General features: G+C 54.7%; 16 protein-coding genes. 10 read left to right on the forward strand and 6 right to left on the reverse strand.

Features of this window, described 5'->3' with window-relative positions:
* Positions 1-249: 249 nt before the first annotated feature.
* Positions 250-447, forward strand: coding sequence for a DUF6404 family protein (locus RAC60_RS17230; protein WP_006118780.1), 198 nt, complete (start codon positions 250-252; stop codon positions 445-447).
* A gap of 35 nt (positions 448-482) precedes the next feature.
* Here RAC60_RS17230 and RAC60_RS17235 read toward each other — a convergent pair whose 3' ends face one another.
* From RAC60_RS17235 to RAC60_RS17250, 4 genes are all read right to left on the reverse strand, one after another.
* Positions 483-1988 carry a SulP family inorganic anion transporter gene (locus tag RAC60_RS17235; protein WP_058701405.1) on the reverse strand — a complete coding sequence of 502 codons (1506 nt, stop codon included), beginning with the start codon at positions 1986-1988 and terminating at the stop codon, positions 483-485.
* Between the two features lie 133 nt (positions 1989-2121).
* The gene (locus RAC60_RS17240; RefSeq protein ID WP_033737586.1) at positions 2122-2382 is read right to left on the reverse strand and encodes a biofilm/acid-resistance regulator YmgB/AriR; all 261 of its coding nucleotides are present in this window, start codon (positions 2380-2382) and stop codon (positions 2122-2124) included.
* A 372-nt stretch (positions 2383-2754) separates the two neighbouring features.
* Positions 2755-3162, reverse strand: coding sequence for a DUF2000 domain-containing protein (locus RAC60_RS17245; protein ID WP_058701404.1), 408 nt, complete (start codon positions 3160-3162; stop codon positions 2755-2757).
* Between the two features lie 36 nt (positions 3163-3198).
* On the reverse strand, positions 3199-4044 hold the full coding sequence (locus tag RAC60_RS17250) for an AraC family transcriptional regulator (RefSeq protein ID WP_033737584.1): 846 nt from the start codon (positions 4042-4044) through the stop codon (positions 3199-3201).
* A gap of 162 nt (positions 4045-4206) precedes the next feature.
* Between RAC60_RS17250 and RAC60_RS17255 the strand changes: the two genes are divergently transcribed.
* The 6 genes from RAC60_RS17255 to RAC60_RS17280 all read left to right on the forward strand — a co-directional run bounded on the left by RAC60_RS17255 (position 4207) and on the right by RAC60_RS17280 (position 9294).
* Positions 4207-4635 carry a MarR family winged helix-turn-helix transcriptional regulator gene (locus RAC60_RS17255; RefSeq protein WP_033737583.1) on the forward strand — a complete coding sequence of 143 codons (429 nt, stop codon included), beginning with the start codon at positions 4207-4209 and terminating at the stop codon, positions 4633-4635.
* Positions 4636-4637: 2 nt separating this feature from the next.
* Positions 4638-6317, forward strand: coding sequence for an MFS transporter (locus tag RAC60_RS17260; RefSeq protein ID WP_375094078.1), 1680 nt, complete (start codon positions 4638-4640; stop codon positions 6315-6317).
* 2 nt (positions 6318-6319) lie between these two features.
* Positions 6320-7414: an HlyD family secretion protein gene (locus tag RAC60_RS17265; RefSeq protein WP_039341174.1), complete on the forward strand. Its 1095-nt coding sequence runs from the start codon at positions 6320-6322 to the stop codon at positions 7412-7414.
* On the forward strand, positions 7411-8829 hold the full coding sequence (locus RAC60_RS17270) for an efflux transporter outer membrane subunit (RefSeq protein WP_375094079.1): 1419 nt from the start codon (positions 7411-7413) through the stop codon (positions 8827-8829). Before RAC60_RS17265 ends, RAC60_RS17270 begins: the two co-directional genes overlap by 4 nt.
* 115 nt (positions 8830-8944) lie before the next feature.
* On the forward strand, positions 8945-9088 hold the full coding sequence (locus RAC60_RS17275) for a hypothetical protein (protein ID WP_006118788.1): 144 nt from the start codon (positions 8945-8947) through the stop codon (positions 9086-9088).
* 32 nt (positions 9089-9120) lie between these two features.
* Positions 9121-9294, forward strand: a complete 174-nt coding sequence (locus tag RAC60_RS17280) for a hypothetical protein (RefSeq protein ID WP_006118789.1) — start codon at positions 9121-9123, stop codon at positions 9292-9294.
* On the opposite strand, the gene RAC60_RS17285 is transcribed toward RAC60_RS17280, so the two are convergent.
* Positions 9285-10445, reverse strand: a complete 1161-nt coding sequence (locus RAC60_RS17285; RefSeq protein WP_033737580.1) for a beta-glucosidase — start codon at positions 10443-10445, stop codon at positions 9285-9287. The two genes, RAC60_RS17280 and RAC60_RS17285, sit on opposite strands and share 10 nt — an antisense overlap.
* A gap of 156 nt (positions 10446-10601) precedes the next feature.
* Between RAC60_RS17285 and RAC60_RS17290 the strand changes: the two genes are divergently transcribed.
* Positions 10602-12062, forward strand: coding sequence for a phospholipase D family protein (locus RAC60_RS17290; protein WP_058701401.1), 1461 nt, complete (start codon positions 10602-10604; stop codon positions 12060-12062).
* Between the two features lie 32 nt (positions 12063-12094).
* Here RAC60_RS17290 and mdoC read toward each other — a convergent pair whose 3' ends face one another.
* Complete coding sequence (gene mdoC / locus RAC60_RS17295) at positions 12095-13219, reverse strand: glucans biosynthesis protein MdoC (protein WP_058701400.1); 1125 nt, start codon at positions 13217-13219, stop codon at positions 12095-12097.
* A gap of 280 nt (positions 13220-13499) precedes the next feature.
* On the opposite strand from mdoC, the gene RAC60_RS17300 reads away from it, so the two are divergent.
* A complete protein-coding gene (locus tag RAC60_RS17300) occupies positions 13500-15038 on the forward strand; it encodes a glucan biosynthesis protein G (RefSeq protein ID WP_172677658.1) in 1539 nt (512 codons plus the stop codon).
* Positions 15031-17583: a glucans biosynthesis glucosyltransferase MdoH gene (mdoH, locus tag RAC60_RS17305; RefSeq protein WP_033737576.1), complete on the forward strand. Its 2553-nt coding sequence runs from the start codon at positions 15031-15033 to the stop codon at positions 17581-17583. The genes RAC60_RS17300 and mdoH overlap by 8 nt, the downstream gene beginning before the upstream one ends.
* Positions 17584-17681 lie beyond the last annotated feature (98 nt).

The following is a 17681-nucleotide window of genomic DNA, read 5'->3' on the forward strand; positions in this document are numbered from 1 at the left end:
CGGTCAATGTTGAGGCAGCGACAACAGCAGCGAAAAAAGTCAGACGACGATTCATGCTATTTCCCTTGTGAAATTAACAGTAAGCTAATTGTAGTTAGCTGTTACTAAACATAACGGGGGTAAAGCAGAAAAGCGAAGCGATTCCGCCCTCTATCCGTTTTTTGAGATACTTCTCATCTCGCGCGTTTAATCCGGTTTTTTGTTTCAACGCCAGCTAAAGTAGCGCATCACAAAAGAGGAGTGGCGTTTATGAATGGCATTTTGAAATTCGTCCGCGGCTGGCTGATTTTTTCAGTGTTATGGGGCGTCTTCATGTGGTTTATGTCATGGCAGGCGCAGGGCAAAGAAATTGGCCTGGCTGTTTTGATGAGTCTTTATGCTGGCCTGTTATACCAGGCATTAATTACGATGGTCGCGCGCTATCGGGCACGGCGACAGCAGGCGTAAGAGGGGCCTGCTGCGTGCCGCAGCAGGCCAGTGTCTCAGCTCAGGTTACCGCTCAGGCGGCGATGAAAATCGCTGCTGCGCATATCCAGACCTTCAATGGTGACGCTGGCACCATGACGCTGATAACGGTATTCGATACCATCCAGTGCAGCGACGGTGGAGGCATCCCATATCTGTGCGTGCGTTAAATCAATGGTGACAGATTTAGGGTCATGTGCGTAATCGAAGTGCTCAAACAAATCGTTGCTGCTGGCAAAAAACAGCGGTCCGCGAACATCGTAGCGCACAGACTGTCCGTCCTCACTCAACGTTCTTTCCGCATGAATCACATGCGCGACGCGCCGGGCAAACAACATCATTGCCACCACTACCCCCGCCAGCACCCCCAGCGCCAGGTTACTGGTTAACACGGTAATACCTACCGTTAACAGCATGACCAGCGTTTCTGACCAGGGCATCCGTTTCAGCGTCGCGGGCTGCAAACTGTGCCAGTTGACCGTCTTGACGGCGACAATCATCATGATGCCGGCCAGCACCACCATCGGGATCTGCGCCATGATGTGGCTCAGGCCCGTCACCAGCAGTAACAGCACGAGGGCGGCGGCAACCGTTGAAACCCGGCTACGTGCTTTACCCAGTTCCACGTTGACAATGGTCTGTCCGATCATGGCGCATCCGGCGATACCACCGTAAAAACCGGCCAAAATATTACCTATACCCAGCCCCCAGGATTCGCGACGTTTGCTGGACGGCGTATCTGTAAGGTCATCCACCAGCTTGGCGGTCAGCAGCGATTCCATTAGTCCTACAAACGCCACGCTCAGCGCGGTGGGCCAGACGATGGATAAGGTCTGCCAGTTGAGCGGAACGGTCAGTGCCGTAAAGTCTGGCAGACCTGCGCTCATGGGGCCTTCATCACCCACCGTCGGGACGCGATAGCCCATCGCCAGCGCCACGGCGGTCACGACCACGATGGCCACTAAGGGAGAGGGCACACTTTTCAGCACGCGGGGCAGGAGCAGCACGATGGCCAGCGTCACGGTGAAGAGTGCCCACACCAGCGGCGATTGACCCCAGACATGCGGGACCTGAGCAAAGAAAATTAAAACGCCAAGCGCATTCACAAAGCCGATCATGACCGAACGGGGAATATAACGCATCGCACGTGACATACCTGTAACGCCAAACAGAATCTGAATGATCCCGGCCATCACAACGGCAGGAAGAATATAGGCCACGCCATGCGCATGGACCATAGGCCCAATCACCAGCGCAACCGAACCCGCTGCGGCGGTTACCATGGCAGGACGGCCGCCAAGCAAAGACAGCGTCAGGCAGAGTACGACAGAGGCCACCAGGCTGACCTTCGGATCGACCCCGGCGATAACCGAAAACGAGATCACTTCCGGAATAAGCGCCAGCGCCGTGATCACGCCGGCCAGGCATTCTCGCGTCAGCAGTGCAGGCGAGCGTAAGACGCGGCCGACACTGACATCGTTTTCCACAACGGCTGTTGTGGCGACATCATGTTGTTGATTCATAGTGTAAACAGGCTCTTTTATTTTAAGCTTGCGCGAAAGGCAAGGAAGACAGGATTTGGTGAAGGGCGAATGTTACCGACAGCTCAGAGAAGAAGCCAGAAAAAGCGAAATGACTCCATCCATGGAGAAAGGATTATACCGTCAGGTCGTCTGGCGTTTTATACACCACCATCTCAAGCAGATGACGATAAACGTCCAGTGAGACTTCGTCGCGCTCCAGCTCGAGGCGATGAATCAGTTTCGAAATAATGGCTTTATTATTGACGGCCATACCTGACTGTAAGATTTCCGCGACAACGAGACCAAGAATCTCCATATCGCTGTCGGGTTTAGTCGCCGCAGCGGTGAAGTAATCCGCGATCTCTTTATCCGTTTGGGGCAGTGTGTTTTGCATGTGTCAGCCTTTGAAAAAGTCGGCTACCCGGTAGAGTGCGCGACAAACAGACCTAAAAGCCATCGCATAAAAATACAATGGCGCCAAACTCAACAAGCAGGTCATCAAAATCAAAAAAGAAACCTCTGAGGGTGGAAATCCATTACACCTTCAGAGGCGACGCAGATGCATCATTCGTTACAGAGTCGTGATCACAACTCGTTGTATGTAAAGTTATACAATTAAAGTTTATTTGTACAAGTAGATTATTAAGCATAAAATGCTAATCCTTAACAATTAGGATGTTAAGAATTTTGTTTGTCGCTTTCCTGTACAGGAAATGTGTACAAGCGGGCCAGGCCGACGGGAAAGCAGCGTGCTTTCCCGGGAGGGTTAACTAAACAGGTTGAGTTTTGCAGTGAGTTTGCGAACCGCTTTTTTGTCGCCCACTATCGCCATCCCAAGCAGGCGCCATTTCGGGGCGGGCAGCGTCTTCATCGTGTCACTGAAGGCCTGGTAGTCGGTGGTTGACTGACCCTGCTCGGGAAAGACCACAATGTCACAGTCTGTCTGTTCACTCTGGTGCCACACGGTGCTGAGTTGAGCACTATCGGCCCCCAGGACAGGAATGCCAACGGGGATGAGCCCCGGATAGCGCTGCGTTGTCGCATCTTCCAGGTCTTCACCGACCAGACTGGGATGACGTTGTCCCAGCGTCAGAGCGATAACGGCGGCAGCATTGGTGGCTTTGCCGGCCGGTAACGCACTGTTCAAAATCATGACACATCGTAAGTCGCTCATTATCTTCTCCTGACACAAAATGCCATTGTGGCAAGGCTAGTGATCAGCGTCTGGAAGATTTGTGCACAGTTGCTGGTAACGTGCAGGCGTCAGCTGGCAGGCGCGTTTAAACCAGCGCCCCAGATGACTCTGGTCTGCAAAGCCAAGATCGGCAGCCACCTCAGCGGGTAAATGGCCCATAGCCAGCCGTCGGCGTGCCTGACTGAGCCGCCACTGTACCAACCAGGCGTGGGGCGGCAGGCCCCACTGCTGCTGGAACAGGCGGGAAAGCCGAAAACGATCCACGTTCAGCGCCTGTGCCATCTGGGCAATGCCGGGGTTATCGACGTGGTAAGCAATAAGCCAGTCTCGTGCCTGATGGGCCAGTGTCGGTGCCACATCCGGCCGCGTATTGCGCCAGACAGGCAAGTGACGAAGATGGCGGAATAGCCGCTCCAGCGCCGCATCTTTGATTAACTGCGGGTGATTGTGCCAGAGCGCGTCGAAGGCGTGCCAGACCGCCCAGGAGAGCCATTTCTCATCCTGAAGCGTGGTGGCAAAACGCAGTTCACTGCCGGGCGCACTGTCCAGACAGCCAGGTGCAAACTGCTGGTGCAGATGATGAGGTGACAGATAGAGCATGCGGTAGGTAAAGCCCTGTGCATCAATGGCATCGCCATCGTGAAGCTCTTCAGGTTCCAACATAAAGACCGTGCCCGGTCGGCTCCGATGACGTTTCTGACGGGAGTGGAACTGCTGCACGCCTTGCTCCGTCACGCCAATTAAGTAACTGTCATGCCAGTGAGGATCGTAAGCATGTCCGGTAAAATGCGCCCGTATCGCTTCGATGCCGCTACGCGCGTCGCGGCGCAGATCGACCCAGTTATGGGTGGAGGTGTTCACGCTTTTGTCCTCCCCGAGGTGTTGACAGCGGGATCATGACTGGACATTTTGACGTTGTTATCCAGTATTTAACAGTACAGATGCTTTTCTTTCGCATTTTGCTTTGCGTATAATAACTTAATCAATTAATTAGAACTCTAATCATTAGGCAGCTACTTATAAATGTCATCTAACCGTACCTTTACCCACCTGCTGCACCTGACCGCCCATGCCTGGCGCCTGGCCGTTGACCGCCATCTTAAAGACAGCGGTCTGAGCACCAGTAGCTGGATGGCGATAGGGCTTATCGCCAGTGAACCTCAACGCCTCACGCAAACCGAACTGGCGCAGTTAATGGGCCTGGAAGATGCGAGTATGGTGCCGTTGGTGGATCGCCTGGTGAAACAGGACCTGTTATCCCGGGTCCAGCCCGCCGAAGATCGCCGCAAGCGTCATCTGGTGCTGACCGAGAAGGGCAATGAAGCGTTCGCAAAAGTAAAGACGCAGGCCGATGCGCTGCGCACGCAACTGCTGGCGGATATTGATCCTCAGGAAATCGCCCTGGTAGAGCGCGTTTTACAAACGCTGCTGACCCGAATGGGAAGTATGTAAGTATGGCCCGGCGCAATCCCTACGCTGCGCGTGAATGGTTGCCTCATGAAAAACCCATGCTGCCGGGCTCGCCTTCGACGCCAATCCATTCCCCACCCAAGCGTGTTGCCTTTGGGCTGATAGGGTTGCTGATCTCGCTGACCGGCGCGTTAAGTAATGCGCTGGTTACGGCTAATCTGACCAATCTGCAAGGCACCTTCGCGGCTTATTCCAACGAAATTGCCTGGCTGCCCGCGGTGTATGTGATGGGGAACATCTCCATCAACCTGCTGTTGGTAAAATTTCGCCAGCAGTTTGGTTTACGCGTATTTACCGAAGCGTTTTTGGTGCTGTACGTCCTGGTCGCCTTTTTCCATCTGTTTGCCAACGATCTGAGTTCAGCGATTATCGTGCGCACGGCCCATGGCATGGTCGGTGCGGCGCTAAGCTCGCTGGGCATTTATTACCAGGTTCAGGCCTGGCCTGCCAGGCATCGCTTAAAAGCGCTGGTCATTGGTCTCACCGCCTCACAGCTCGCTATTCCGCTGGCGCGCCTGTTCTCCAGTGAGTTGCTACAACTGGACGAGTGGCGAGGGCTGTATCTGTTTGAGCTGGGGTTAGCGCTGATTGCATTAGGGGCGGTGCTGGTGGTTAAGCTGCCGCCGGGCGATCGTATTAAAGCTTTTGAAAAGAGGGATTTCCTGACGTTTATCCTGCTGGCTCCGGGCATGGCGTTGCTGTGTGGCGTGCTGTCGCTGGGCCGTATTGAGTGGTGGTTCAGTACGCCCTGGCTGGGGATCTGTTCAGCCCTGGCGCTGGTGCTGATCGTCAGTGCCTTTGTGATTGAGCACAATCGCCGCAATCCACTCATTAACACGCGCTGGCTCAGCAGTGGAATGATCGTGCGTTTAGGCATTGTGATGATCATGATTCGCATCGTACTGGCAGAGCAGAATACGGGGGCAGTCGGCTTCCTGCAGCAGATTGGATTACAGAATGATCAAATGCACGGCCTGGCGCTTGCCATCATGGCCGGTGTGGTGGCGGGCATTGCCGCCAGCACGCTGACTATCAAGCCTACCCATCTTAACTGGCCGATCGTCGCATCGCTGGTCGTCATGATTATCGCCTCACTGATGGATGCGCAATCCAGCCCGGTCACGCGCGCGAACAATATGTACCTGAGTCAGTTTCTGCTGGGGTTCGGCAGTGCCTTTTTCATGGCGCCGGCCATGCTGATGGGGATTGGCAGCGTCGTCACGCAGCCTAAAAATCTGGTCAGTTTCGTGGTCCTGTTCGGCATGAGCCAAAACCTGGGCGGTTTAATCGGATCAGCGATTCTGGGAACCTTTCAGGTCTGGCGTGAAAAATATCACTCCAGCCTGCTCGGCGATCAATTATCGTTACTGGATCCCAACGTCAGCGATCGGCTTACGCAATATGGTGGGCTCTTTAGCAGCCAGATTGGCGATAGCGTATTATTGAGTGCCCAAAGCACCAGCCAGCTTCAGTCCGTCGCCACCCTGCAGGCGAACGTCCTGGCCTACAACGACACCTATCTGCTGACCGCAACTCTGGCGCTGGTTACGCTGATGTGGGTGTTATGGCGTTTAACACGTCGACGCTACCTTGACTGGCGACAGGCCAAATTTCATCTGGCAGAGCAGCGTCAGCTCGCCGCCGCACAAGAACGAACGGAGTAAGTATGAGTCAGCAGGATGAACTTCAGGCAGCAGAACGCGATCGGGCCAATCGCCGTCGTATTCTCTCCATCGCCCTGGGGAGCGGCATTGCGGTCATTGGTGTGCTGGTTATTCTGTATGCCTGGCAGCTATGGCCTTTTACCAGTCCGGTCCAGAGCACGGAAAACGCCTATGTACGCGGCCAGGTCACCTTTATCAGCCCGCAGGTGAGCGGATATCTGACTGCTGTGAACGTGGCCGATCTGCAGCCGGTCAAAAAAGGTCAGGTGCTGATGACGATTGACGATCGTATTTATCGCCAGCGAGTGCATCAGGCGCAGGCACAACTGGCCATGAAGCAGGCCGCTCTGAGCAACAACCAACAGCAGCGTCTTAGCGCGCAGGCCACGATCCAGAGCAACAAAGCCGCTCTGGAAAACGCCAGAGCGCAGGCGGTGAAAAGTGGCCTGGATCTGAAGCGGGTAGAGAATCTGGCCGCGGATGGTTCGCTCTCCGTGCGTGAGCGGGATGCCGCACGCGCAGCGAACGCGCAGGGGCTGGCTCAGCTTCATCAGGCGGAAGCCCAGGTTGCAGTCGCTCAGCAAAATCTGCAAACGGTGATCGTAAACCGGGCGTCGCTGGAGGCGGACGTTGCCAGTGCGCAGGCGGCGCTGGAGCTGGCTGAAATCGACCTGGCAAACACCCGTATCATATCACCCGATGCGGGTCAGTTAGGGCAGTTATCGGTGCGTAAAGGCGCCTATGTGACGGCCGGGACGCGCCTGACCTCCGTGGTGCCTGCACATAAGTGGATCATCGCAAACTATAAAGAAACCCAGCTTGCGCATATTCGCGCGGGGTTGCCGGTGACGATTCGTGTCGATGCGCTGGATGGTAAACGTTTCGACGGTCGCGTTGCCGATATCTCGCCAGCGGCAGGCTCAGAATTCAGCGCTATCTCACCGGATAACGCGACCGGTAACTTTGTGAAAATCGCCCAGCGTATTCCCGTACGCATTGACGTCGCGCCGGAGGTGCAGCAACAGTTACGGCCCGGCATGTCAGTCGAGGTCAGTATTGATACGGCGGCCTCACCAGTCAGTGAGACCGCACCATGAAGGGCGCTCGGTTAGTGGCAGGCATGCTGGCCGCCCTGTTAGCAGGGTGCAGCACCCAGGTTGAGAAAGCCCCGGCCTCGTTACCCATTCCGTCACAATGGCGCGAACAGGTTGGGCCTTCCGCGCCGCCAGAGGCGGCCTGGTGGCAGGCGTTTGGCGATCGGGATCTGAACCGACTGGTGGAGCAGGCATTACAGCATAATCCCGATATTTTGATAGCCCGTTCGCGGGTGAATCAATATCGTGCGCAACTGCGTGGCGCTGAGGGCGATAACTTTCCCACGCTCAGTGGCGGGGTTGCGGCAACGCGTCAACGTGCCCTGTCGGCTGTGACCGGGCAGCCTTATGAAACCTCCGTTTTTCAGGGGCAGCTTCAGGCCAGTTACAATGTCGATTTGTGGGGCGCACGGGCCGATACGATTGATGCCACCCGCGCCACGCTGGAGGCGCAGCAGGCGGCCGCGTCGGCCGCAGAACTGACCATCGCCAGTTCCGTTGCATCGGGTTATATGACGCTCTGCGCGCTGGATGAACAACTGCGCGTGACCGAAGCGACGCTGGCCATACGGCGTAACTCGCTCCGACTGGCGCAGCGTCAGTTTGAAACAGGTTATACGTCCCGGCTGGAGTGGATGCAGGCCTCATCGGAGTATCAGTCCGCGCAAGCCCAGGTGCCGCAGTTACAGCATCAGATTGCTCAGCAGGAAAACGCGCTCAGTATTTTAGTCGGCATGAACCCTCGGGAGGTAGCCCGTCACCGCGACTTTACTGTCCTGATGCCACAGACGATACCGGGCATTTTGCCGTCAGCCTTACTGAATCGTCGCCCGGATATCGTCCAGGCGCAGCGCCAGCTGCTGGCCGCCGATGCCAGCCTGGCTGCGTCAAAGGCGAAGTTACTGCCGGGAATTAATCTGACAGCGTCGGGTACATTACAGCGTTCCGTTTTGCATCAGCTGGTGGACGATCCGTTCCGCCTCTGGAGCGTAGGAGGCAGTATTCTGGCACCGTTGCTGAACCGTGAAGCATTGACTGCCCAGGTCGATGTCGCTATGGCTTCTCGCAATCAGGCACTTTACACCTATGAGAAAGTGGTAAGAAACGCGTTCTCCGAAGTCAATAACGCGCTGGATGCCATTCGCCAGGGCGAAGCACAGCGTGAAGCGCTCCAGAAGCAAGAGCAGTTTGTCGCCGAGGCACTGCGTATTGCAACGAATCGCTATCAAAATGGCTATGCTTCTTATCTGGACGAACTGGATGCGCAACGCACCCTGTTTGCCACGCAGCTAAATCTGGTAACGGTAAAGAATAATCTGTTGCAGGCCCAAATCGCGTTATACAGTGCACTCGGCGGGGGCTGGTCGGGCGAAAACCAGAGTGGGGCACGGCATCAGGCTGACGCCAGGGGGCCGTAATCGTCGCCCATCAGTTTGCCAGCGGTCTGTTTTGTAAAATCACGGCTAACGCGACGGGGCTGTTTTACACTGTCGCGCACTATCGCCCCATTATGCCGTTTTGACCAGGAAGAGCATGTTCTTACCCCACCCACCAGAAGAGCATGAGGAACCCGTGGCTCAGCCGCTTGCCGATGCGCACTTCGCGATTGTGGTGCTTGCAGTGACGTCGGTAACGCTTATAATTTTCGTTCTGATCGTCACGCTTTGGATGAGCTAGTGTTTATCAACCGGACCTGAAAGGAGTGAGGGATGGAATCGCGCGATGATAAACTGATTGCGATTATTGGGCTGCTGACGGCTTGCCTGATTGGTGTCACCTTTCTGTTTCTGATGACATGGTTTAACGACAGCCGTCTTACCACGCCCGTCGACCATGTCGATGCACAAACCTGCTATCCTAAACCGCCCACCGGTCAACGCTGAACGCGCTGACTGAATTTAATCTGCTGGCTTCGTAGTACCAGTGCCAGATTCTCGTGTACCGTTCGGTTGCCGTTCGGATCGGCCAGCCCTAACAGTGAGCCTGGCGACCGTCTGTCATCGGCCCAGGCCGGATACTCAACCACCGGGTACAGAGAAATCCCTTCCATCGCGATACCCTGATCCAGCGCGACCATAACATTTTCACTGACTTCCTGCAGCCAGGGGGCCCGTGCCTCGCCTTCTGCGCCCGTCTCAGCGATTAACATGGGGCGCTGATAGCGTTGCCAGTACTGGGCCAGTAACAGGTGGAGTGGGGCCCGTACGGGATCGTCTCTGTCCATGGGCTGATCGGGAAAATACCAGTGGTTATCGGGGTAATAATTCAGACCCAGAATATCCAGATACTCTTCGCGCCCGCCCAGTTCCTTATCAAGGCGACCGGCCAGCATATCCCAGGCCTCAAACTGAGCCTGATGTTGGGCATCGGCCCCGGGTTTACTGTCAGGGTTATCAGGATGATGGGCAATCTGTACCAGCGGATCGGTAAGGACAAATCGCGCCGCGGGAATCACGTCGCGAATCGCCTGTATCGCCGCCAGAGAGGCACGGACCAGTTGCCGTTTTAACTCTTTTCCGCGCTGACTGACGTGAGGATTAAACCAGGCCACCTCCGCACCCGCCCAGGACCAGAACGATATTTGGTTAATCGGGGTAAAAAAGGGCTGTTCGATTCCCCGATCGCGCAGCAATGTCGCCATCGCACGGGCATAACGTTCAAAATGATCGACAAAGCTGGCTTTCCAGATAGTGAGATGGTCCGGATAGCCAAAATGGGCCAGCTCCCAGATGACCTGCAACTGTTGATCCCGCGCCGCATCGACCATGGGTAAAAAGCTACGCCAATCGTACTGGCCTGGCGTTTTCTCAATCAGATGCCAGCGCGCACCGTCACGTGCGGTCAACAGATGCAAATCGACCAGCGCGGCATAGTCTTTTCTGAACAACATATCGTGGCCACTGCTGATCACCATATCCAGGCGCTTACCTGGCGTGCGGCAGGCGGTAGAGCAGGGAAAACTGCCCTGAAAAAAGCTTTGAAACAGACGGGGTTGATGGTGTACGTGATCGTCAGTGATAGGCTGGTTGCGCATATTCCTCTCCTGCCGGACAAATGTCGGTCACAGATCGTTGGAGTAAGTCTAGACTAAAAAACATTGCCTTCAGTCTTGCAGCTGAGCAACCGCGACTGGCATCCCGTGCCGCGCGAAGGAATAATAATAAATGACCGTAAGATTCAGGGACTCTCCATGACCGAAGCGTTTAATCTTCCCCAGCCTGCACCGAGCCAGAGTTGGCTTGAGCAACGGCTTGTTCCGCCCGGGCTGCGTCATCCGGGGCTAAGCGGTATTCATCCGCTGAGTGACGGGCTGGATGCCTTTGCTGCCCGTTACCTGCTGATGGAAAAAGCGACAAAGACGCTGGATATTCAATACTATATCTGGCAAAACGACATGTCTGGTCGGCTCCTGTTCAGCGCCATGCTGGATGCAGCCAATCGCGGCGTGAAAGTCCGGCTCCTGCTCGATGATAACAATACGCCAGGGCTGGACGATACGCTGGCGCAGCTTAATCATCATCCAAATATTACCGTCAGACTGTTCAACCCCTTTTCCTTTCGCACGTTGCGCGCCTTGGGTTACCTCACTGATTTTGCACGCCTCAATCGTCGTATGCACAATAAAAGCTTTACCGCCGATGGCATCACCACGGTGGTGGGTGGGCGCAACATTGGCGATGAATACTTTGGGACAGGTAACGAACCGCTGTTTGCCGATCTCGACGTGCTGGCAATTGGGACCGTGGTCAAGGAAGTGGCGGAGGATTTTGAACGCTACTGGCACAGTAAACCGGTTTCCCCTTTGGACGATGTGCTGGAACAGGACGTGACGGCACATCCTGAGGTCGTTCTGCCTCCCGAATGGCGTGAGAACGAGGGCGTTCAGCACTATCTGAAGCGACTGAGCCATTCGCCACTGATTCAGCAACTGACGCAGGACAGCTTACCGTTTGTCTGGGCAAAAGCCCGGCTGTTGAGTGACGATCCGCGCAAGGGGCTGGGTAAAGCCCGTCACAAATCGCTTCTGCCCCAGCGCATGCTGGAGGTTATCGGTTCACCCCAGCGTCAGTTTGATATCATTTCCGCCTACTTTGTTCCCACCCGCGCGGGCGTGGCGCAGTTATTGTCGCTAAAGCGTAAAGGCGTGAAAATTGCGATTCTGACGAACTCTCTGGCAGCGAACGACGTTTCTGTTGTGCATGCCGGTTATGCCAAGTGGCGCAAAAAGCTCCTGCGTCATGGCATCGCGCTGTATGAGTTAAAGCCGCAGGCGGGCGTAAACGATGCGCCGCACGATCGCGGGTTAACCGGGAATTCTGGCTCAAGCCTGCATGCGAAAACCTTCTCGGTAGACGAAGCCATTCTGTTTATTGGCTCGTTTAACTTTGATCCGCGTTCCGCCGTGTTAAACACGGAGATGGGACTGGTGATCGAAAGTGAAACCCTGGCCACGGAAACCCACCGGCGCTTTAGTGAATCCATGCGTGACAGAGCCTGGACATTGCAACTGGATAAGTGGGGCCGGGTAAACTGGCTGGAATATCCAGGCGAAGCGCAGCAGGTTGTGCATAAGCATGAGCCCGGCTGTAGCTGGTGGCAACGTCTGCAGGTCCGGCTGGTCTGGCGGCTGCCTATTGAGTGGCTACTGTAATAAAAAAGGCGACCCGGACGGTCGCCTTTACCTTAACGCTTTTGCGGTTTACCGGAGAACAGAAAGCGCAGCAGAGGAATGCGCAGGTGCAACTCATACAAAATGAAGGAGGCACCAAACACCATTAAGAGGCCCAGAAAAAAGCCAAACGTGTTGTTGTGCAAATGCGGCGTCATAAAAATTCCGTACAGCAGGGTCAAAGGGTGATGCACCAGGTAAATGAACAGGGAGGCATTGACCAGGTACATGATCTGAGGAGAGTGAGAATTCAGCCATTTATGACCCAGACTGTAACAAACGTTCAGCATGCAAAGCCCCATCATGCTGCTGATCAGCGCGTCGGTTTCATACAGCCAGCCTTCGCCACTGTTCAGCCGTTGGTTTGCAATGTAGGCGACCAGCATCACGATGGCCCCGACGTACAGCAGCGGGTTTGCCCGGACAAACAGCGTTTTCAGCGCCTGATGTTTCCAGCTGAGGGCACCCAGCATAAAAAACGGCAGGAAGAACAGACACTGCATAACGGCAAAGTTAAACAGCGCATCGCCCAACAGGGAAGGGTGGGCATAAAAAATCGCCCGCCGTACTGCTCCCCAGAGCACGGCCCACAATAACAGCCCCAGAGCCAGCTTTGTCCAGCCGACACGTTGGTAGTCAATATTGCGCTGCTGATCGCGTAGCCAGCGGAAGGTGAGCATGCCCAGTGTGGTAAGCAGCACCAGCACCAGCAAAAACCACAGGTGCGAGATCAACTCCCACATCAGCGTATTGTACTTGTCATACAGCGATAAATTGTTCCAGTTCGACAGCTTTGGTGTCCAGGCTTTCAGCATAAAGAACTGCGGCAGCGTGATCAGCGGAACCGCGGTGAGCATCGGAATCCCGACGCGCTCTAAGCGGACTTTCAGAAAGCGCTGAGGCTGATAGCGCAGATAGAGCATATAAGAGAAGTAGCCCGAGATAACAAAGAACACCTGCATACGAAACGAATGAATAAAATCATTGAGGGTAGTGAGCCACAGTGAGGCATCGTGGCTATTGACGGCCCATGACTGAGACGAATAGATCAGGGAGACGTGAAACGGCACGCCTAACAACATCAAACAGGCCCGAATGGAGTCGAGAAAATATTCACGCTCAGGTTTTTTTGTACTCATAAAGTTCCAGTTCGTTAGTACGTTTTAGGCGGTTTAGCCCTGAAACCGTTTTATGTTGGAGGGAAATTCTAGCTGGAGATAACAGAGTATACTATCAGTTGAATCTCAGTTGAGCCCGTAACGTTTAATTGTCCTAAAATCACCTCGCGAGTAGATGATTATCGGGAACATTGTTGTGCATATGCTGTCGGAAAGCCGAATTATCCATTAAGATAAGCGGGTTTGTATTAAGCACACGAAAGGGGGGGATGTGCTGACTAATGTAAAAAATAATGTGGGGCTGACGAAAATGCGCTGGATTGGCGCAGCGGTCCTGCTGGCTTTGTATGCCAACAACAGTTGGGCGTTTAACTTTGATGATGTCGCGAAACAAGCGAAAGAGTTGTCTGGAAAAAGCTTTGAAGCGCCAAAAAGTAATTTACCCTCTCAGTTTCGTGACATGAAATTTGCTGATTATCAGCAGATTCAGTTCAACCACGATAAAGCGTATTGGGGCAAACTGCGTACGCCGTTTAAGCTCGAGTTTTACCATCAGGGCATGTACTTTGATTTGCCGGTGAAGATCAATGAAATCACCGCCAATACGGTACGTGAGATCAAATACAATCCTGACTATTTCAACTTTGGCAACGTGAAGCACGATGCTGATGCGGTTAAAAACCTTGGCTTTGCCGGTTTTAAAGTCCTGTATCCGTTGAACAGCAAGAATAAGAAAGATGACGAAATCGCCAGCTTCCTGGGGGCCAGTTATTTTCGTGTGATTGGTGCAGGCCAGGTTTATGGTCTGTCTGCCCGTGGTCTGGCGATCGATACCGCGCTTCCGTCAGGTGAAGAGTTCCCGCGTTTCAAAGAGTTCTGGATTGAACGTCCAAAACCCCAGGACAAGCAGTTAGTGATTTATGCGCTGCTGGATTCTCCACGTGCCACCGGTGCCTACCGTTTCACGATTCACCCAGGCCAGGAGACTACCGTCGATGTTAAGACGCAGGTCTATTTGCGTGACAAGGTTGGTAAACTGGGCATCGCGCCGTTAACCAGCATGTTCCTGTTTGGCCGCAATCAGCCATCGACGGTCTCGAATTTCCGCCCTGAACTGCATGATTCGGACGGTTTGTCGATCCACAGCGGCAATGGTGAATGGATCTGGCGTCCACTCAACAACCCGCGCCATCTGGCGGTCAGTACCTACACGATTGAAAATCCGAAAGGCTTCGGGCTGCTGCAGCGCGGACGTGATTTCAATAATTATCAGGATCTGGACGATCGTTACGATCTGCGCCCAAGCGGCTGGGTTGAGCCATTAGGCGAGTGGGGCAAAGGCCATGTTGAGCTGGTGGAAATCCCCACCGCTGACGAAACCAACGATAACATCGTGGCGTTCTGGACACCGGAAAATCTGCCGGAACCCGGCAAAGCCATGGACTTTGACTACCGTCTGCACTTTGGCCGTAATGAAAACAAGCTGCATTCAGATGATGTTGCCTGGGTCAAAGATACGCTGCGCTCGGCGGGCGACGTGAAGCAGTCAAACCTGGTTCGTCAACCGGATGGCACCGTGGCCTTCACCATCGATTTCGTAGGGAAAGACATGAGTGAAATGCCGGCCGACAGCCAGGTTGCGCCTCAGGTCAGCGTAGGTAAAAACGGGGAAGTGGTGGAACAGAGCGTTCGCTACAATCCGGTTACCAAAGGCTGGCGCCTGGTTCTGCGTATCCGGGTTAAAGATAACAAGCAGGCGACTGAAATGCGTGCCGCGCTGGTAAGCGGTGACAAAACATTGACGGAAACCTGGAGCTATCAGTTACCTGCCAATGAATAATCTGACTTTTACACCTCAACGCTATGTAGAAGCCCTGCCGCTGGATGCGGCAGGAAAAGCGCGTCTGGCGGCGTCTTTACAGAATGCCCAGACGTTTCATCAACTGCACGAATCGCTGGGTCAGGATGTGGCCGCCAGTGATCGTCCTGACGATGCACCGCTGAAGTCCGTTTCATCACGTGTTGAAATGGCCTGGCCTGACTCCCTCGCGGGTGGTGCACAGCTAGGCAAAGACTATCTGGAACGTACCACCCTGAAAGCGATGCCAAAGGTGAAGCGTTCACTGATGTTTCCGGAAGCCTGGCGCACTAACCCGCTGGCACGTGCCTGGGACTCATTACGGGGTCATAAGGCGGTTCCGCGTTATGCAACGGCGGAAGAGCAGCGCGCAGAAGAAAAATGGCGCCATGTCGGTTCTGTTCGCCGCTATATCCTCCTGATTCTTACGGTTTTTCAAACCGTGGTGGCAACGTGGTACATGAAGACCATTCTGCCTTACCAGGGCTGGACGCTGCTGGATCCGATGGACATGATCAACCAGAACTGGCAGCAGTCTGTCATGCAGATTCTGCCTTATGTGTTGCAGACGGGGATTTTGTTCCTGTTTGCGATTCTGTTCTGCTGGGTGTCGGCGGGCTTCTGGACAGCACTGATGGGCTTTTTACAACTGCTGATCGGCCGGGATAAATACAGCATTTCTTACTCGACAGTCGGGGATGAGGCGCTGAATCCAGAGCACCGTACCGCGCTGATCATGCCCATCTGTAATGAAGATGTGGGCCGTGTGTTCGCAGGCTTGCGCGCCACCTGGGAATCCGTTGTGCGTACAGGCAACGCTGAGCACTTCGATGTCTATATCCTGAGTGACAGCTACGATGCCGATATTGCTATTGCTGAGCAAAAGGCCTGGATGGAGCTGGTGCGTGATGTCGGTGGGGCAGGAAAGATCTTCTACCGCCGTCGCCGTCGTCGTGTGAAGCGTAAGAGCGGCAACATTGACGACTTCTGCCGTCGCTGGGGCAGCAACTACAGCTACATGGTCGTACTGGATGCGGACAGCGTCATGAGCGGGGAATGTCTGACCGGTCTGGTGCGCATGATGGAAGCGAACCCGAATGCCGGGATCATTCAGTCGTCACCAAAAGCGTCCGGAATGGACACGCTGTATGCGCGCTGCCAGCAGTTTGCGACGCGTGTTTATGGGCCGTTGTTTACCGCGGGTCTGCATTTCTGGCAGTTAGGGGAATCGCATTACTGGGGCCATAACGCCATCATCCGTGTGAAACCGTTTATTGAGCACTGTGCGCTGGCACCGCTGCCTGGTGAAGGGTCTTTTGCGGGATCCATTTTGTCTCACGACTTTGTGGAAGCGGCACTGATGCGCCGTGCGGGTTGGGGCGTATGGATTGCCTATGATCTGCCTGGCTCGTACGAGGAATTGCCGCCGAATCTGCTGGATGAGCTTAAACGCGATCGCCGCTGGTGTCATGGTAACCTGATGAACTTCCGGCTGTTCCTCGTTAAAGGGATGCATCCGGTCCACCGTGCGGTCTTCCTGACGGGCGTGATGTCATACCTTTCAGCCCCGCTGTGGTTTATGTTCCTGGCGCTGTCCACCGCCCTACAGGTGGTCCACACGCTGATGGAACCGACCTACTTCCTGCAGCCTCGACAGCTGTTCCCGGTCTGGCCGCAATGGCGTCCTGAACTGGCGATTGCGCTGTTCTCCACCACGCTGGTGCTGCTGTTCCTGCCGAAGCTGCTGAGTGTGGTGCTGATCTGGTGTAAAGGCGCGAAACCTTACGGTGGCGCACTGCGTCTGTTTGTGTCGCTGCTGCTGGAAATGCTGTTCTCGGTTCTGCTGGCACCGGTGCGCATGCTGTTCCACACCGTATTTGTGGTCAGCGCGTTCCTGGGCTGGGAAGTCGTCTGGAACTCACCGCAGCGTGATGATGATGCAACGCCCTGGAGCGAGGCCTTTAAACGTCATGGCTCGCAGATGGCATTGGGTATCGTATGGGCAGCCGGAATGGGCTGGCTGGATCTCAACTTCCTGTGGTGGCTGGCGCCTATTGTCTTCTCACTGATTCTGTCACCGTTTGTCTCAGTGATGTCGAGCCGTTCGGGGCTGGGCCTGAAGACCAAGAAGGCGAAGCTGTTCCTGATTCCGGAAGAGTATGATCCGCCAAAAGAGCTGATCGATACTGACCGTTACGTCGAGCTGAACCGCCAGCGCGTCCTGAAAAACGGCTTTATGCACGCGTTGTTTAACCCGGCGTTTAACGCACTGGCGACAGCGCTGGCGACCTCACGGCACAAGCACAGCCAGTTGTTAGATCATGCGCGCGATCGGCGGGTTGATCAGGCACTGAGCGATGCGCCCGAGAAGCTGGGTCGTGAACAACGTTTGCAGTTGATCAGCGATCCGGTGGTACTGGCGCGCGTTCACACCCGTTTGTGGGAAAGTGGCGAGAAATACCATCAGTGGGTAGAGAGTTATCAAAAACTTTCGCTCAATCCTGACGCGCTTCCGCATCAGGCATAATGAAAAAAGCGGCAGAGATGCCGCTTTTTTTTGCCCCTGGCCCGACACAGACAGCAACATTATTTTGCAGTTTTACGTAAACAGGATGGTAACGCCAC

It is taken from the genome of Pantoea sp. BR_17, from assembly GCF_041955125.1.
Lineage (GTDB): Bacteria > Pseudomonadota > Gammaproteobacteria > Enterobacterales > Enterobacteriaceae > Pantoea > Pantoea stewartii.

Bases quoted from the DNA above. Each gene is read 5' to 3' on its own strand.
- RAC60_RS17230 (WP_006118780.1), top strand. From the start codon at position 250: ATGAATGGCATTTTGAAATTCGTCCGCGGCTGGCTGATTTTTTCAGTG.
- RAC60_RS17235 (WP_058701405.1), bottom strand. From the start codon at position 1,988: ATGAATCAACAACATGATGTCGCCACAACAGCCGTTGTGGAAAACGAT.
- RAC60_RS17240 (WP_033737586.1), bottom strand. From the start codon at position 2,382: ATGCAAAACACACTGCCCCAAACGGATAAAGAGATCGCGGATTACTTC.
- RAC60_RS17245 (WP_058701404.1), bottom strand. From the start codon at position 3,162: ATGAGCGACTTACGATGTGTCATGATTTTGAACAGTGCGTTACCGGCC.
- RAC60_RS17255 (WP_033737583.1), top strand. From the start codon at position 4,207: ATGTCATCTAACCGTACCTTTACCCACCTGCTGCACCTGACCGCCCAT.
- RAC60_RS17260 (WP_375094078.1), top strand. From the start codon at position 4,638: ATGGCCCGGCGCAATCCCTACGCTGCGCGTGAATGGTTGCCTCATGAA.
- RAC60_RS17265 (WP_039341174.1), top strand. From the start codon at position 6,320: ATGAGTCAGCAGGATGAACTTCAGGCAGCAGAACGCGATCGGGCCAAT.
- RAC60_RS17270 (WP_375094079.1), top strand. From the start codon at position 7,411: ATGAAGGGCGCTCGGTTAGTGGCAGGCATGCTGGCCGCCCTGTTAGCA.
- RAC60_RS17275 (WP_006118788.1), top strand. From the start codon at position 8,945: ATGTTCTTACCCCACCCACCAGAAGAGCATGAGGAACCCGTGGCTCAG.
- RAC60_RS17280 (WP_006118789.1), top strand. From the start codon at position 9,121: ATGGAATCGCGCGATGATAAACTGATTGCGATTATTGGGCTGCTGACG.
- RAC60_RS17285 (WP_033737580.1), bottom strand. From the start codon at position 10,445: ATGCGCAACCAGCCTATCACTGACGATCACGTACACCATCAACCCCGT.
- RAC60_RS17290 (WP_058701401.1), top strand. From the start codon at position 10,602: ATGACCGAAGCGTTTAATCTTCCCCAGCCTGCACCGAGCCAGAGTTGG.
- mdoC (WP_058701400.1), bottom strand. From the start codon at position 13,219: ATGAGTACAAAAAAACCTGAGCGTGAATATTTTCTCGACTCCATTCGG.
- mdoH (WP_033737576.1), top strand. From the start codon at position 15,031: ATGAATAATCTGACTTTTACACCTCAACGCTATGTAGAAGCCCTGCCG.